Raw genomic sequence first — 15,078 nt, forward strand, 5'->3', positions numbered from 1 at the left:
GCCACGACGAACAGCCGGCCGCGCAATCCACCGTCCCCCCGAGCTCCTAGGCCTCCCGCCGCACCTCGACAACCCGGAACCGATTGGCGACGAACGCACCGTCGGTGAGGGCGGAGTTGGCGGCAGGATTGCCACCGGACCCGTGGAAGTCCGAGAACGCGGCCGTCTGGTTCACGTACACCCCGCCCGTCAGGTTCAGCGACAACTGCGCCGCCTCCTCCAGACAGGCTTCCCGCACGGCCTCCTCGACCTCCGGGTCGACGGTGTACGCGCCGACGGTCATCGCGCCCTTCTCCCGGACCGTCCGCCGCAGCAGCTCCACCGCGTGGCCGGCCGAGTCCACCGCCACCGCGAAGGAGACCGGGCCGAAGCACTCGCTCATGTACGCGGCCTCGTCGTCCGGCTTGGCGCCGTCCAGCTTGACCATGACCGGCGTGCGCACCACCGCGTCCGGGAAGTCCGGGTTGGTCACCTCGCGGGAGGCGAGGGCGACTTCGCCGAGGCCCGCCGCGGCTTCCAGGCGCGCCTTGACGTCCGGGTTCACGATCGCGCCGAGCAGCGCGTTCGCGCGGGCGTCGTCACCGAGGAGGCCCTCCATCGAGCGGGCGAGATCGGCGACGACCTCGTCGAAGGTCCGCGGACCGTCCTCCGTGCGGATGCCGTCCCGGGGGATCAGCAGGTTCTGCGGCGTCGTGCACATCTGCCCGCTGTACAGCGACAGCGAGAACGCCAGGTTGGACAGCATGCCCTTGTAGTCGTCGGTGGAGTGGACGAGGACCGTGTTGACCCCGGCCTTCTCCGTGTAGACCTGCGCCTGCCGGGCGTTGGTCTCCAGCCAGTCGCCGAAGGAGGTCGAGCCGGTGTAGTCGATGATCCGGATCTCGGGGCGCAGGGCGAGCGTCTTGGCGATCCCCTCGCCGGGCCGCTCCGCGGCGAGCGCCACGAGGTTCGGGTCGAACCCGGCCTCGGCCAGCACCTCGCGCGCGACCTGGACGGTCAGCGCGAGCGGCAGCACCGCGCGCGGATGCGGCTTGACCAGGACGGCGTTGCCGGTGGCCAGCGAGGCGAAGAGGCCCGGGTAGCCGTTCCAGGTCGGGAAGGTGTTGCAGCCGATCATCAGCGCGATCCCGCGCGGCACCGGCGTGAACGCCTTGGTCAGCGCGAGCGGGTCCTTCTTGCCCTGTGGCTTGGTCCACTCGGCGTTCTCGGGCGTGCGGACCTGCTCCACGTACGCGTACGCCACCGCCTCCAGGCCGCGGTCCTGCGCGTGCGGGCCGCCCGCCTGGAACGCCATCATGAACGCCTGTCCGGAGGTGTGCATGACCGCGTGCGCGAACTCGTGGGTGCGGTCGCTGATTCGCTTGAGGATCTCCAGGCAGACCACCGCGCGGGTCTCCGCGCCCGCGTCCCGCCAGGCCCGCTGTCCCGCCTTCATAGCGGGCAGCAGCACGTCCACGTCGGCGTGCGGGTACTCCACGCCGAGCGCGAGACCGTACGGGGAGACCTCGCCGCCCACCCAGTCGTCGGTGCCGGGCTGGCCGAGGTCGAGCCGGGTGCCGAGGAGGGCGTCGAAGGCGGCCTTGCCCGCCGCCATGTCCAGGCTGCCGTTCTCGCCGTAGGCCTTGGGGTGCTCGGGGTGCGGGGACCAGTACGCGCGCGTGCGGATGGCTTCGAGCGCCTGGTCGAGGGTGGGCCGGTGCTTGGCGATCAGCTCGTGGGGGGTCAGGGCGGTGGCCATGCGGGACCAACTCCTCGTCTCAAGAACTCTCCGTCGAGTTCATGACCGGGCAGAAACATGGGCAGGAAGAGCCATCGAGAGTTAGAGTAACCGAACGATCGGTCGGTACAAGGGGGTCCGCCGCATCTGTGGAAAACCCCGTGCGGGAGGATCGCGCACATGACAGCAATCGACCTCAGCAGCCCCGTGGCCGTCGTCGGCACCGGCACCATGGGCCAGGGCATCGCCCAGGTCGCGCTGGTCGCCGGCCACCCCGTACGGCTGTACGACGCCGTCCCCGGGAAGGCCCAGGAGGCGGCCGACGCGATCGGCGCCCGCCTCGACCGGCTCGTCGAGAAGGACCGCCTGACCGATACCGACCGGGACGCGGCACGCTCCCGCCTGTCGGCCGCCGAGCACCTCACCGACCTCGCCGACTGCGCCCTGGTCGTCGAGGCCGTCCTGGAGCGCCTCGACGTCAAGCAGGACCTCTTCCGCGCACTGGAGGAGGTCGTCGCCGACGACTGCCTGCTCGCCACCAACACCTCCTCCCTCTCCGTCACCGCCATCGGCGGCGCCCTCGCCCACCCCGGCCGCTTCGTGGGCCTGCACTTCTTCAACCCCGCCCCGCTGCTGCCGCTGGTCGAGGTGGTCTCCGGGTTCGCCACCGACGTCACCTCGGCCACGCGCGCGTACGAGACGGCACGCGCCTGGGGCAAGACGCCGGTCGCCTGCGCGGACAGCCCCGGCTTCATCGTCAACCGCATCGCGCGGCCCTTCTACGCCGAGGCCTTCGCCGTTCACGAGGCCCAGGGCGCCGACCCGGCCACCATCGACGCCGTCCTGCGCGAGTGCGGCGGCTTCCGGATGGGCGCCTTCGAACTCACCGACCTGATCGGCCAGGACGTCAACGAGTCCGTCACGCACTCCGTGTGGCAGTCCTTCTTCCAGGACGTCCGCTTCACGCCCTCCCTCGCCCAGCGCCGCCTCGTCGAGTCCGGCCGCCTCGGCCGCAAGAGCGGGCACGGCTGGTACGACTACTCCGCCGGGGCCGCCGAGCGACCCGAACCGCACACCGCCGAGCGGGAGCGCCCGCCCGCGTACGTCGTCGCCGAGGGCGATCTGGGCCCGGCCGCCGAACTGCTCACCCTGCTGCGCGAGGCGGGCATCCCGGTGCGCGAGGAAGAGGAGGACCACGGCACCCGGCTGGTGCTGCCGTCCGGCGGCCAGCTGGCGCTCGCCGACGGGCAGACGTCGGTGGAGTTCCGGGACGTCGTCTACTTCGACCTCGCGCTCGACTACCGCCGGGCCACCCGGATCGCCCTGTCCGCCTCCCAGGACACCTCTCCCCAGACCCTCGCCGAGGCCACCGGCCTGTTCCAGGCGCTCGGCAAGGACGTCAGCGTCATCGGCGACGTGCCCGGCATGATCGTCGCCCGTACGGTCGCGCGGATCATCGACCTCGCCCATGACGCCGTCGCCAAGGGCGTGGCCACCGAGGAGGACGTCGACACCGCGATGCGTCTCGGCGTGAACTACCCGCTCGGCCCCTTCGAGTGGAGCCGCCGGCTCGGCCGCAACTGGGCCTACTCCCTGCTCGACGACCTCCATCTGCGCGACCCCTCCGGGCGGTACGCGCCCTCCCTCGCGCTGTACCGGCACGCGTACGCCACGGACAAGCGGGAGGGCAGCGGCTCATGACCACCGCCAAGCGCGACACGTACACCCCCGAGACGCTGCTGACGGTCGCCGTGCGGGTCTTCAACGAGCGCGGCTACGACGGCACCTCCATGGAGCACCTCTCGCGCGCGGCCGGCATCTCCAAGTCGTCGATCTACCACCACGTCACCGGCAAGGAGGAGCTGCTGCGCCGTGCCGTGAGCCGGGCGCTCGACGGTCTCTTCGGGATCCTCGACGAGCCGCCCGCGCGCGGGGGGCCCGCCTCCGACCGCCTGGAGCACGTCGTACGGCGCATGGTGGAGGTGCTGATAGCCGAGCTGCCGTACGTGACGCTGCTGCTGCGGGTGCGCGGCAACACCGACACCGAGCGGTGGGCCCTGGAGCGGCGCCGCGACTTCGACCACAAGGTCGCCGAGCTGCTGAAGGCGGCGGCCGCCGACGGTGACGTGCGCGGCGACGTGGAGGTGCGGCTCGCCACCCGGCTCGTCTTCGGGATGATCAACTCGATCGTCGAGTGGTACCGCCCGGACGGCCGGGGCATGAACGAGCGCGAGGTCGCCGACGCCGTCGTGCAGCTGGTCTTCGGCGGCCTGCGCCGGGCCGCCTGAGTCAGCCCTGCGGCTCCAGGTCCTCCTCCTCGAACACCAGCAGGGTGCGGGTGCTGAGCACTTCTGGGATGGCCTGGAGCCGGGTGAGCACCAGTTCGCGCAGCGCCCGGTTGTCGGGCGTGTGCACCAGCAGCAGCACGTCGAAATCGCCCCCCACCAGCGCGATGTGCGAGGCCCCGGGCAGCTCCCTGAGCCGCTCGCGCACCGTGCGCCAGCTGTTCTGCACGATCTTCAGCGTGATGTACGCCGACGTCCCGTGCCCCGCGCGCTCATGGTCGACGCGGGCGCCGAAGCCCCGGATGACGCCGTCCTCGATGAGGCGGTTGATCCGCGCGTAGGCGTTGGCCCGCGAGACGTGCACCCGCTCGGCGACGGACCGTATCGAGGCGCGGCCGTCCGCCTGGAGCATCTGGAGGATGTCCTGATCGATGGCGTCCAGGGGACGCGGGGGCGGCACACCGGGGCCCTCGGGACCCTCGGCCATTTGTTCAGGTGCCATGTCCCCCCGCCTCCCTGTCGTGGACGTCCTGCGTTCATTGCAGGCTGTGGAGAACCGTTTGTCCACAGCCTGGAGGCGCCTGTAGCCAAAATGTGCCGACGACCGAACAATCGGTAGGTGAGGCGGGTCACAGCCGACACGCCTCCCGTAGCCGCTCCCACGAGGAGGTGCCGTCATGACGGTCATGGAGCAGCGGGGCGCGTACCGGCCATCGCCGCCGCCCGCCTGGCAGCCCCGCACCGACCCCGCGCCCCTGCTGCCCGACGCGGAGCCCTACCGCGTCCTCGGCACGGAGGCGGCGGACCGGGCCGACCCCGGCCTGCTGCGCCGGCTGTACGCCGAACTGGTGCGCGGCCGTCGGTACAACACCCAGGCCACCGCCCTGACCAAGCAGGGCCGGCTCGCCGTCTACCCGTCCAGCACCGGCCAGGAGGCCTGCGAGGTCGCCGCCGCGCTCGCCCTCGAGGAGCGCGACTGGCTCTTCCCGAGCTACCGCGACACCCTCGCCGCCGTCGCCCGCGGGGTGGACCCCGTCCAGGCGCTCACGCTGCTGCGCGGCGACTGGCACACCGGCTACGACCCCCGCGAGCACCGCGTCGCCCCCCTGAGTACGCCGCTCGCCACCCAGCTCCCACACGCCGTCGGCCTCGCGCACGCCGCCCGCCTCAAGGGCGACGACGTGGTCGCGCTCGCCCTGGTCGGCGACGGCGGCACCAGCGAGGGCGACTTCCACGAGGCGCTGAACTTCGCCGCCGTGTGGCAGGCGCCGGTCGTCTTCCTGGTGCAGAACAACGGCTTCGCGATCTCCGTCCCGCTCGCCAAGCAGACCGCGGCCCCGTCGCTGGCCCACAAGGCCGTCGGCTACGGCATCCCCGGCCGGCTGGTGGACGGCAACGACGCCGCCGCCGTGCACGAGGTGCTGTCCGACGCCGTGCGCCACGCGCGGGCCGGCGGCGGCCCCACCCTGATCGAGGCGGTCACCTACCGGATCGACGCCCACACCAACGCCGACGACGCCACCCGCTACCGCGGGGACTCCGAGGTCGAGACCTGGCGCGGCCACGACCCGATCGCCCTGCTGGAGCACGAGCTGACCGAGCGCGGCCTGCTCGACGAGGCCGGCAAGCAGGCCGCGCGGGACGCCGCCGAGGCGATGGCCGCCGACCTGCGCGACCGCATGAACCAGGACCCGCAGCTCGACCCTCGGGACCTGTTCGCCCACGTGTACGCCGAACCCACACCGCAACTGCGCGCACAGCAGGCCCAGTTGCAGGCCGAGCTGGACGCCGAGGGGGACCAGCGATGACCACCGTCGCGGTGAAGCCCGCCACCATGGCACAGGCCCTCACGCGCGCGATGCGCGACGCCATGGCGGACGACCCGTCCGTGCACGTCATGGGCGAGGACGTCGGCACCCTCGGCGGTGTCTTCCGGGTCACCGACGGACTCGCCAAGGAGTTCGGCGAGGACCGCTGCACCGACACCCCGCTCGCCGAGGCCGGCATCCTCGGCACCGCGGTCGGCATGGCCATGTACGGCCTGCGCCCGGTCGTGGAGATGCAGTTCGACGCGTTCGCCTACCCCGCGTTCGAGCAACTGATCAGCCATGTCGCGAAGATGCGCAACCGCACCCGGGGCGCCATGCCGCTGCCCCTGACCATCCGCGTGCCCTACGGCGGCGGCATCGGCGGCGTCGAGCACCACAGCGACTCCTCCGAGGCGTACTACATGGCGACCCCGGGGCTCCATGTCGTCACCCCCGCCACCGTCGCCGACGCCTACGGCCTGCTGCGCGCCTCCATCGCCTCCGACGACCCGGTCGTCTTCCTGGAGCCCAAGCGCCTTTACTGGTCGAAGGACTCCTGGAACCCCGAGGAGCCGCAGAGCGTTGAACCGATCGGCCGCGCGGTGGTGCGGCGCTCGGGCCGGAGCGCCACGCTCATCACGTACGGTCCGTCCGTGCCCGTCTGCCTCGAAGCCGCCGAGGCGGCCCGGGAGGAGGGGTGGGACCTCGAAGTCGTCGACCTGCGCTCGCTGGTGCCGTTCGACGACGAGACGGTCTGCGCCTCGGTGCGGCGGACCGGACGAGCGGTCGTCGTGCACGAGTCGGGCGGGTTCGGCGGCCCGGGAGGGGAGATCGCGGCCCGCGTCACGGAGCGCTGTTTCCACCATCTGGAGGCGCCGGTGCTCCGGGTGGCCGGGTTCGACATCCCCTACCCGCCGCCGATGCTGGAGCGTCACCACCTGCCCGGCGTGGACCGGATCCTGGACGCCGTGGGGCGTCTGCAATGGGAGGCCGAGAGCTGATGGCACAGGTGTTGGAGTTCAAGCTTCCCGACCTCGGTGAGGGGCTCACCGAGGCGGAGATCGTGCGCTGGCTGGTCCAGGTCGGCGATGTCGTCGCCGTCGACCAGCCGGTCGTCGAGGTCGAGACGGCCAAGGCGATGGTCGACGTCCCCTGCCCCTACGCCGGTGTGGTCACCGCCCGCTTCGGCGAGGAGGGCACGGAGCTTCCCGTGGGGGCGCCGCTGATCACGGTCGCCGTCGGGGCGGACGCCGACGGCGATCCGGCCGAGGGCTCCGGGAACGTCCTGGTGGGCTACGGCACCTCCGAGGCCCCCGCGCGACGCAGGCGGGTGCGCCCGGCCCAGCCGGCGTCCACCGGCCCGGCGCCGGCCGCGGCGGCGAACGGCCAGGGTCCCGCGCGCAGCGCAGCCCCAGCTCCGGCGCCCGCGCGGCCCGCAACCCCTGCCCCCGCACCGGCCCCCGAGGTCCCCGACGGCCCCGTCCCCGTGATCTCCCCCCTGGTCCGCCGCCTAGCCCGGGAGAACGGCCTCGACCTGCGGGAGCTCACCGGCTCCGGCCCCGACGGACTGATCCTGCGCGCCGACGTGGAGTACGCCCTGCGTGCCGCCGCCGCACCCGCCCAGGGCCGCACAGCCCCGGCACCGGCCCCGGCGCCCGCCGACACTCCCGTCACCCCCATCGCCGCCGTCGCCGCCGTCGCCGACGGAGTGACCCGCACCCCCCTCAAGGGCATCCGCGGTGCCGTGGCCGACAAGCTCTCCCGCAGCCGGCGCGAGATCCCCGACGCCACCTGCTGGGTGGACGCCGACGCGACCGAGCTGATGCGCGCCCGCGCCGCGATGAACGCGGCAGGGGGAGGGAAGATCTCCCTGCTGGCCCTGCTCGCCCGGATCTGCACCGCCGCCCTCGCCCGGTTCCCCGAGCTCAACTCCAGCGTGGACACGGAGGCCAGGGAGGTCGTCCGGTTCGACCACGTCCACCTCGGCTTCGCCGCGCAGACCGAGCGGGGCCTGGTCGTCCCGGTCGTCCGGGACGCCCACGCGCGGGACGCCGAGTCGCTGACCGCCGAGTTCGCCCGGCTCACCGAGTCGGCCCGCACCGGCGCCCTGACGCCCGGGGAACTCACCGGCGGCACCTTCACGTTGAACAACTACGGCGTGTTCGGCGTCGACGGCTCCACCCCGATCATCAACCACCCCGAGGCCGCGATGCTCGGCGTCGGCCGCATCATCCCCAAGCCGTGGGTGCACGAGGGCGAGCTGGCGGTGCGCCAGGTCGTGCAGCTCTCGCTCACCTTCGACCACCGGGTCTGCGACGGCGGCACCGCGGGCGGCTTCCTGCGCTATGTGGCGGACTGCGTGGAACAGCCGGCGGTTCTGCTGCGCACCCTTTGATCACGCGGCCGCCCCCGCATTCCCTGTGATCGCCGCGGCACGCATACTCAGGGGGTGACCGCGTACGAGCCCCCGGCAGAGCCGGGTTTTGAGGCGTACGACGCCGTCGTGCTCGCCGGGGGTGCGGCCCGGCGGCTCGGCGGCGCCGACAAGCCCGGCCTGAGCGTCGGCGGGCGCCCGCTGCTCGACCGGGTGCTCACCGCCTGCGCCCGCGCGCGCGGCACCGTCGTCGTCGCCGACCCCAGGCCCACCGCACGCCCGGTGACCTGGGCCCGCGAGGACCCGCCCGGCGGCGGCCCGCTCGCCGCCCTCGCCGCGGGCCTGCGCCCCACCACCGCAGACCTCGTCGTCGTGCTCTCCGCCGACCTGCCTTTCCTCGAAGAGGGCACCGTACGGCGGCTGACGGCCGCCCTGCGGGACGGGACCGACGACGGTGTGCTGCTCACCGACGCCGACGGCCGCGACCAGCCCCTCGTCGCCGCGTACCGGACACGGGCGCTGCGCGAGGGGCTCGCCGCGCTCTCCGAGGAGCACGGCGGCCTCACCGGTCTTCCCCTGCGGAGGCTCATCGCCGGCCTCCGCCTCAGCCGCGTCCCCGACCCCGTCGCGTCCTTCGACTGCGACACCTGGGACGACATCGCCACCGCCAGGGCACGGATCAGGGAGCATGGGCACGTGTTGGATGAATGGATTTCCGCAGTCAAGGACGAGCTGGGCATCGACCTCGACGTCGACACCAAGCTCCTGCTGGACCTCGCCCGCGACGCCGCCCACGGCGTGGCGCGCCCCGCGGCGCCGCTGACCACCTTCCTCGTCGGCTACGCCGCGGCCCAGGCCCAGGGCGGCCCCCAGGCGGTCGCCGAGGCCGCCCGCAAGGCCGCGGACCTCGCCGCGCGCTGGGCGTCGGAGCAGACCCCGGCCGCCACCGCGGACGCGGAACCGAACTCCACCCCGGACGCCGGATGACCGCCCGCAGCGTCCGGGACGAGGACGCCGAGGACCTCGACGTCGAGGAGGTACTGGCGCTCGTGAAGGAGAACCGCCCTGCCGGCGAGCACACCCCCACCCCGCGGCCCCGGCCCGAAAGCGCCCCGCAGCACCCGGCCGAGGACCACCGGGCCACCCCCTGGCCCGAGGCCCGCGCCCTCGCGGCCCGCGCGGGACGCCGCCCCGGCGCCCGCCGCACCCCCCTCTCCGTCCCCCTCGACCGGGCCCTCGGCCTCACCCTGGCCGCCCCCCTCACCGCCCTCACCGACCTGCCCTCCTTCGACACCTCCGCGATGGACGGCTGGGCGGTCGCCGGACCGGGACCCTGGACCGTACGGGAGTGCGGCGTCCTCGCCGGACACGCGGCGCCCGCCCCGCTCACCGACGGCGAGGCGGCCCGTATCGCCACCGGCGCCCGCATCCCCCTGGACACCACCGCCGTCCTGCGCAGCGAACACGGCCGCAACGACGACACGGGCCACCTGCACGCCACCCGCGACCTCCAGCACGGCCAGGACATCCGCCCCCGCGGACAGGAGTGCCGCTCCGGCGACCAACTCCTCGCCGTCGGCACCCTGGTGACCCCGGCCGTCCTGGGCCTCGCCGCCGCGGCGGGCTACGACAGCGTCACCGCCCTGCCCCGCCCGAGCGTCGAAGTGCTCGTCCTGGGCGACGAGTTGCTCACCGAAGGGCTGCCGCACGACGGGCTGATCCGGGACGCGCTCGGCCCGATGCTGCCGCCCTGGCTGCGCGCGCTCGGCGCCGAGGTCACCACCGTGCGCCGGCTCGGCGACGACGCCGAGGCGCTGCACAAGACCCTCGCCTACTCCGAGGCCGAGCTGATCGTCACCACCGGCGGCACCGCCTCCGGCCCCCTGGACCATGTCCACCCCACCCTGCGCCGCCTGGGCGCCGAGCTCCTGGTCGACGGCGTCAAGGTACGTCCGGGCCACCCCATGCTGCTGGCCCGCCTCAAGGAGGACCAGCACCTGGTCGGCCTGCCGGGCAACCCCCTCGCGGCCGTCTCCGGCCTGCTGACGCTCGCCGAGCCCCTGCTGCGCGCCCTCACGGCCCGGCCCGCCCCCGAGCCGTACACCCTGCCCTTGCAGGACGCGGCGCACGGGCATCCCTACGACACCCGGCTGGTGCCCGTCGTGCTGCGCGGTGACCATGCCGTGCCGCTGCACTACAACGGCCCGGCGATGCTGCGCGGCATCGCGGCCGCCGACGCCCTGGCCGTCGTACCGCCCGGCGGGACCGCGGCCGGTGCGGAGGCGGAACTGCTGGACCTGCCATGGGCGTCCTCTGGGATCGGGGTGTGTTTCACGTGAAACTTCCGGGCCAGGACGCCATCGCCCGCCAGCCGGACGAACGCCTGGTGACCCACCGGGTGAAGCTGCCGAAGAAGGTGGTCGAGCACCCGTTCCGCCAGGTCGCCAAGCGGGTGATCATGGCACTGACGCTGCTGGCGCTCTGCGCCCTGATCGTCTATGCCGAGCGCGACGGCTACAACGACAACTCCGACGGCAGGCTCGACTTCCTCGATGCCTTCTACTACGCGACCGTCACCCTCTCCACCACGGGCTACGGCGACATCACGCCGGTCAGTGACACCGCCCGGCTCACCAACATCCTTGTCATCACGCCCATGCGGGTGCTGTTCCTGATCATTCTGGTCGGCACCACGCTGGAGGTCCTCACCGAGCGCACCCGGGAGGAATGGCGTCTGAACCGCTGGAGGTCCGCCTTGCGCGACCACACCGTCGTCGTCGGCTTCGGTACGAAGGGACGCTCGGCGATCCAGACCGTCTGCGCGACGGGACTGAAGAAGGAGCAAGTGGTGGTGGTCGACCCCTCCACCAAGGTGATCGACGCCGCGACCGCCGAGGGCTACGCGGGGATCGTGGGCGACGCGACCCGCAGCGATGTGCTGATGCGGGCCGAGGTGCACAAGGCCCGGAAGATCATCATCGCCACCCAGCGCGACGACACCGCCGTGCTGGTGACGCTGACGGCCCGCCAGCTCAACCGCGGGGCGAAGATCGTGGCCGCGGTCCGCGAGGAGGAGAACGCCCCGCTGCTCAAGCAGTCCGGCGCCGACGCGGTCATCACCAGCGCCAGCGCGGCCGGACGGCTGCTCGGCCTGTCGGTGCTCAGCCCGGCGGCCGGCATGGTGATGGAGGACCTGATCCAGCAGGGCAGCGGGCTCGACATCATCGAGCGGCCGGTCATAAAGGCCGAGGTGGGCAAGGGGCCCCGGGAGACGTCCGACCTGGTGGTGAGCGTTGTCCGCGGGCACCGGGTGCTCGGATACGACGACCCGGCCGTCGGCACCCTGGAGGCCACGGACCGGGTCATCACCATCGTCCGGGCCACGCCGGGCGTCCAGATCGCGCCCGACGTCCGCCCGATTCCCCAGGACTGACTGCTTTCCGGCTACTTGCGGTTGTACAGCCGCATCGTGATCGGCCCGAAGACCAGCACGAACAGCCCGGCCCACCCCAGCGACCAGGCGATCTCGTCGGCCGGCCAGTCACCCGCCATCAGCTCCCGCACCGCGGAGGACAGGTGGGTGATGGGGCTGTTGTTGACGAACGCCTGCAGCCAGCCCGGCATGGTCTTCGGGTCGACGAAGACGTTGGACAGGAAGGTCAGCGGGAAGATCACCATCATGCTGACGCCCATCACCGACTTCTCGGTGCGCAGCAGCAGCCCGAACATCGTCCAGATCCACGAGAACGCGAACGAGAACACCACCAGCAGCGCGATCCCGGCGACCACGCCGGTGACCCCGCCGTCCGGGCGGTAACCGATGATCATGCCGACGACGAGCATCACCACGGAGGCGATGGTGTAGCGCAGGGCGTCCCCCAGCAGATAGCCGACCATCGTCGACGGCCGCCAGATCGGCAGCGACCGGAACCGGTCGAAGACGCCCTTCTCGATGTCGGTGTTGACCGAGACGCCCGTGTACATAGTGATCATCACGACCGACATCACCAGGATGCCCGGCAGCAGGAACTGGATGTACTCCTTCGGGGACCCGGCCAGGGCGCCCCCGAACAGGTAGGTGTACATCAGCACCATCATGATCGGGAACGCGGTGACGTCGAAGAGCTGCTCCGGCACATGCTTGATCTTCAGCATCGCCCGCCAGCCGAAGGTCAGCGAGGCCGACAGCGCGCTCGGCCGGGGCGGCCGCTCACCGGTCACCAGCAGCGCGGCGAGCGAGTCGGCGCTGACCGGGGCGAGTTCCTTGGCCTCTGGGGTTGTCGCGGTGCTCATGCCGCCACCTCGTCCTTGGTGTCGTGGCTGGTGTCGTGTCCGGTGAGGGCGAGGAAGACCTCGTCCAGGCTGGGCTGGCCCAGCGAGAAGTTGTCGACCGTGATGCCGCTGCGGGACAGCTCGGCGAGCGCCCGCGAGGCCTGCTCCGCCGCGCTGTCGCCGGTCGCGGCGCCGAGCCGGGCCGTCAGCGCCACCGGATCGGGCTCCAGCTGGATGTCCGTGTCCAGCGCGAGCCGCAGCACCCGCTCCGCCTCCGGCCGCTGCTCGGGATCCCGCAGCCGCAGATGGACCGATCCGGCGCCGACGGACGCCTTCAGCTCGCCCTTGGTGCCCTCGGCGATCACCTTGCCGTGGTCGATGACCGCGATCCGGGAGGCCAGCTGGTCGGCCTCGTCCAGGTACTGCGTGGTCAGCAGCACGGTGGTGCCCTGGGAGACCACCGCCCGCACGATGTCCCACACCTGGTTGCGGCTGCGCGGGTCGAGCCCGGTCGTCGGCTCGTCGAGGAAGAGCAGATCGGGCGTGTTGAGAATGGACGCGGCGATGTCGATACGGCGCCGCATGCCGCCCGAGTAGTGCTTGACCTGCTTGCCGGCCGCCTCCGTCAGTCCGAAGGCCTCCAGGAGCTGTTCGCTGCGGTGCCGGGCGGCCTGCTTGGCGTGGCCGAGGAGCCGGGCCAGCAGCACCAGGTTCTCGGTGCCGGTGAGGTCCTCGTCGACGGAGGCGTACTGGCCGGTCAGGCTGACCCGGCCGCGCACCTCGTCGGCCTCGCGCACGACGTCGTGGCCGAAGACGCGGGCCTCGCCGCCGTCGGGGCGCAGCAGGGTGGCGAGCATCTTCACGGTGGTGGTCTTTCCGGCGCCGTTCGGGCCGAGAACGCCGTAGACGGTACCGGCCGGGACCGACAGGTCGACGCCGTCGACGGCCCTGGTCTCGCCGAACGTCTTCACCAGACCCGCCGTCTCGATGGCCAGGGCTGACGTGTGCTGGCTCATGGTGGGATGTCCTTCCGCGTACACGGGTTTACGCAGGGAAAGACCTTTACCGTCGCGCAAACTCATCGGTTGCGCACAGGGTTTTTCGGGGGAACCGGTCCAAGGACCGAGCCGGGATGGGACCAGGGACCGAGGAGTAGCGTCGCCCTCATGCATGCGATCACGATTGACGAACCCGGTGGGCCCGAGGCGCTGGTCTGGGCCGAGGTACCGGATCCGGTGCCTGGAGAGGGCGAGGTCCTGGTCGAGGTGGCGGCGAGCGCCGTGAACCGGGCCGACATCCTCCAGCGACAGGGCTTCTACGACCCGCCGCCCGGCACGTCCCCCTACCCGGGCCTGGAGTGCTCGGGCCGGGTCGCCGAGATCGGCCCCGGTGTCGCCGGCTGGTCCGTGGGCGACGAGGTCTGCGGGCTGCTCGGGGGCGGCGGGTACGCCGAGAAGGTCGTCGTCCCGGCCGGGCAGCTGCTGCCCGTGCCCCGGGGCGTCGGCCTGGTGCGGGCGGCGGCGCTGCCCGAGGTGGTCTGCACGGTCTGGTCGAACGTCTTCATGATCGCCCACCTGCGGCCGGGCGAGACGCTGCTGGTGCACGGCGGCTCCAGCGGCATCGGCACGATGGCGATCCAGCTCGCCAAGGCCGTCGGCGCGAAGGTCGCGGTCACCGCCGGCACCCCGCAGAAGCTGGAGCGGTGCGCCGAGCTGGGCGCGGACATCCTGGTCAACTACCGGGAGCAGGACTTCGTGGAGGAGGTCAGGAAGGCCACCGACGGGGCGGGCGCCGACGTCATCCTGGACAACATGGGCGCCAAGTACCTGGACCGCAATGTCCGGGCCCTCGCGGTCAACGGCCGCCTCGCGATCATCGGCATGCAGGGCGGCATCAAGGGCGAGCTGAACATCGCCACCCTGCTGAGCAAGCGGGCCGCGATCAGCGCGACCTCGCTGCGGGCCCGCCCGCTGACCGAGAAGACGGCGATCGTGGCGGCCGTACGCGAGCATGTGTGGCCGCTGCTGGACGGCGGTCATGTGCGTCCGGTGGTCGACCGGGAGGTCCCGATGCGGGACGCGGCGGACGCGCACCGGATCGTGGAGGAGAGCGGGCACGTCGGAAAGGTGCTGCTCGTGACGGGTTAGGTGGATCAGGTGCGGGCGGGCTGCTCGTGTGGGGCCAGGTAGGTCAGGTGCGGGCGGCTCAGTCCGTCCGTCTGAGCCGCAGCCCCAGGAAGGCCAGCCCGAGGCCGAGCCCGATCAGCACCAGGCCACTGCCCAGCGGCAGTACCGGAATGACGGGCTCGGCCCGTACGACGTCCTGCCCGGCCGGCACGGGGGAGCCGACCGCCTCCGCCGGAGCCGCCGGGGAGGGCTCGGCCGGGGGCGGCTCCTCCTCGGGCACGCTCACCCACTGGCGGCCGGGCCGCTCCCGCCCCTGCCCGGCCGCGCTTCCGGCCCAGGAGGGCGAGGGGGACGCCGAGCCGGACGCCGACGGCGTGGCCTCCTCGCCGTACGCCACCGGGCACCCCCAACCCGCCACCAGGACGACGGCCAGCGCCGTCGCCCGTACTGTCCGCAGCCATCGAGTCACGGACCAAGCCTCACACCGACTGTCATG

At 72.6% G+C, this 15,078-nt stretch carries 14 protein-coding genes; 9 read left to right on the plus strand and 5 right to left on the minus strand.

What is annotated here, in order from left to right; genetic code table 11:
- Positions 1-46: 46 nt before the first annotated feature.
- Positions 47-1,738: a phenylacetic acid degradation protein PaaN gene (paaN, locus tag ACFYW5_RS11235; RefSeq protein ID WP_389416675.1), complete on the minus strand. Its 1,692-nt coding sequence runs from the start codon at positions 1,736-1,738 to the stop codon at positions 47-49.
- Positions 1,739-1,897: 159 nt separating this feature from the next.
- Between paaN and ACFYW5_RS11240 the strand changes: the two genes are divergently transcribed.
- The gene (locus ACFYW5_RS11240; RefSeq protein ID WP_389416676.1) at positions 1,898-3,418 is read left to right on the plus strand and encodes a 3-hydroxyacyl-CoA dehydrogenase; all 1,521 of its coding nucleotides are present in this window, start codon (positions 1,898-1,900) and stop codon (positions 3,416-3,418) included.
- Positions 3,415-4,005, plus strand: coding sequence for a TetR/AcrR family transcriptional regulator (locus ACFYW5_RS11245; protein ID WP_389416677.1), 591 nt, complete (start codon positions 3,415-3,417; stop codon positions 4,003-4,005). Before ACFYW5_RS11240 ends, ACFYW5_RS11245 begins: the two co-directional genes overlap by 4 nt.
- Before the next feature lies 1 nt (position 4,006).
- Here the strand turns inward: ACFYW5_RS11245 and ACFYW5_RS11250 are convergent, their stop codons facing one another.
- Entirely contained in the window at positions 4,007-4,504 is a 498-nt protein-coding gene (locus ACFYW5_RS11250) for an Lrp/AsnC family transcriptional regulator (RefSeq protein WP_389416678.1), read from the minus strand.
- A gap of 175 nt (positions 4,505-4,679) precedes the next feature.
- Here ACFYW5_RS11250 and pdhA point away from each other — a divergent pair, with 175 nt between their 5' ends.
- Genes pdhA through ACFYW5_RS11280 form a run of 6 tightly spaced genes read left to right on the plus strand, consistent with a single transcriptional unit; the run spans position 4,680 to position 11,617 of the window.
- Positions 4,680-5,810 carry a pyruvate dehydrogenase (acetyl-transferring) E1 component subunit alpha gene (pdhA, locus tag ACFYW5_RS11255; RefSeq protein WP_389416679.1) on the plus strand — a complete coding sequence of 377 codons (1,131 nt, stop codon included), beginning with the start codon at positions 4,680-4,682 and terminating at the stop codon, positions 5,808-5,810.
- Positions 5,807-6,811 carry an alpha-ketoacid dehydrogenase subunit beta gene (locus ACFYW5_RS11260; RefSeq protein ID WP_351984077.1) on the plus strand — a complete coding sequence of 335 codons (1,005 nt, stop codon included), beginning with the start codon at positions 5,807-5,809 and terminating at the stop codon, positions 6,809-6,811. The genes pdhA and ACFYW5_RS11260 overlap by 4 nt, the downstream gene beginning before the upstream one ends.
- A complete protein-coding gene (locus ACFYW5_RS11265) occupies positions 6,811-8,205 on the plus strand; it encodes a dihydrolipoamide acetyltransferase family protein (RefSeq protein WP_389416680.1) in 1,395 nt (464 codons plus the stop codon). The genes ACFYW5_RS11260 and ACFYW5_RS11265 overlap by 1 nt, the downstream gene beginning before the upstream one ends.
- A 54-nt stretch (positions 8,206-8,259) precedes the next feature.
- Complete coding sequence (locus tag ACFYW5_RS11270; RefSeq protein WP_389416681.1) at positions 8,260-9,171, plus strand: NTP transferase domain-containing protein; 912 nt, start codon at positions 8,260-8,262, stop codon at positions 9,169-9,171.
- Complete coding sequence (locus tag ACFYW5_RS11275; protein ID WP_389416682.1) at positions 9,168-10,523, plus strand: molybdopterin molybdotransferase MoeA; 1,356 nt, start codon at positions 9,168-9,170, stop codon at positions 10,521-10,523. Before ACFYW5_RS11270 ends, ACFYW5_RS11275 begins: the two co-directional genes overlap by 4 nt.
- Positions 10,520-11,617 carry a potassium channel family protein gene (locus ACFYW5_RS11280; protein ID WP_389416683.1) on the plus strand — a complete coding sequence of 366 codons (1,098 nt, stop codon included), beginning with the start codon at positions 10,520-10,522 and terminating at the stop codon, positions 11,615-11,617. The genes ACFYW5_RS11275 and ACFYW5_RS11280 overlap by 4 nt, the downstream gene beginning before the upstream one ends.
- 11 nt (positions 11,618-11,628) lie before the next feature.
- On the opposite strand, the gene ACFYW5_RS11285 is transcribed toward ACFYW5_RS11280, so the two are convergent.
- Positions 11,629-12,477, minus strand: coding sequence for an ABC transporter permease (locus ACFYW5_RS11285; RefSeq protein WP_389416684.1), 849 nt, complete (start codon positions 12,475-12,477; stop codon positions 11,629-11,631).
- Complete coding sequence (locus ACFYW5_RS11290) at positions 12,474-13,472, minus strand: ATP-binding cassette domain-containing protein (RefSeq protein ID WP_389416685.1); 999 nt, start codon at positions 13,470-13,472, stop codon at positions 12,474-12,476. The genes ACFYW5_RS11285 and ACFYW5_RS11290 overlap by 4 nt, the downstream gene beginning before the upstream one ends.
- A gap of 150 nt (positions 13,473-13,622) precedes the next feature.
- Between ACFYW5_RS11290 and ACFYW5_RS11295 the strand changes: the two genes are divergently transcribed.
- The gene (locus tag ACFYW5_RS11295) at positions 13,623-14,603 is read left to right on the plus strand and encodes an NAD(P)H-quinone oxidoreductase (RefSeq protein WP_389416686.1); all 981 of its coding nucleotides are present in this window, start codon (positions 13,623-13,625) and stop codon (positions 14,601-14,603) included.
- A gap of 58 nt (positions 14,604-14,661) precedes the next feature.
- Here the strand turns inward: ACFYW5_RS11295 and ACFYW5_RS11300 are convergent, their stop codons facing one another.
- The gene (locus ACFYW5_RS11300; RefSeq protein ID WP_389416687.1) at positions 14,662-15,051 is read right to left on the minus strand and encodes a hypothetical protein; all 390 of its coding nucleotides are present in this window, start codon (positions 15,049-15,051) and stop codon (positions 14,662-14,664) included.
- Between the last annotated feature and the right edge of the window lie 27 nt (positions 15,052-15,078).

The organism is Streptomyces sp. NPDC002779 (assembly GCF_042888685.1).
Taxonomy (GTDB): domain Bacteria; phylum Actinomycetota; class Actinomycetes; order Streptomycetales; family Streptomycetaceae; genus Streptomyces.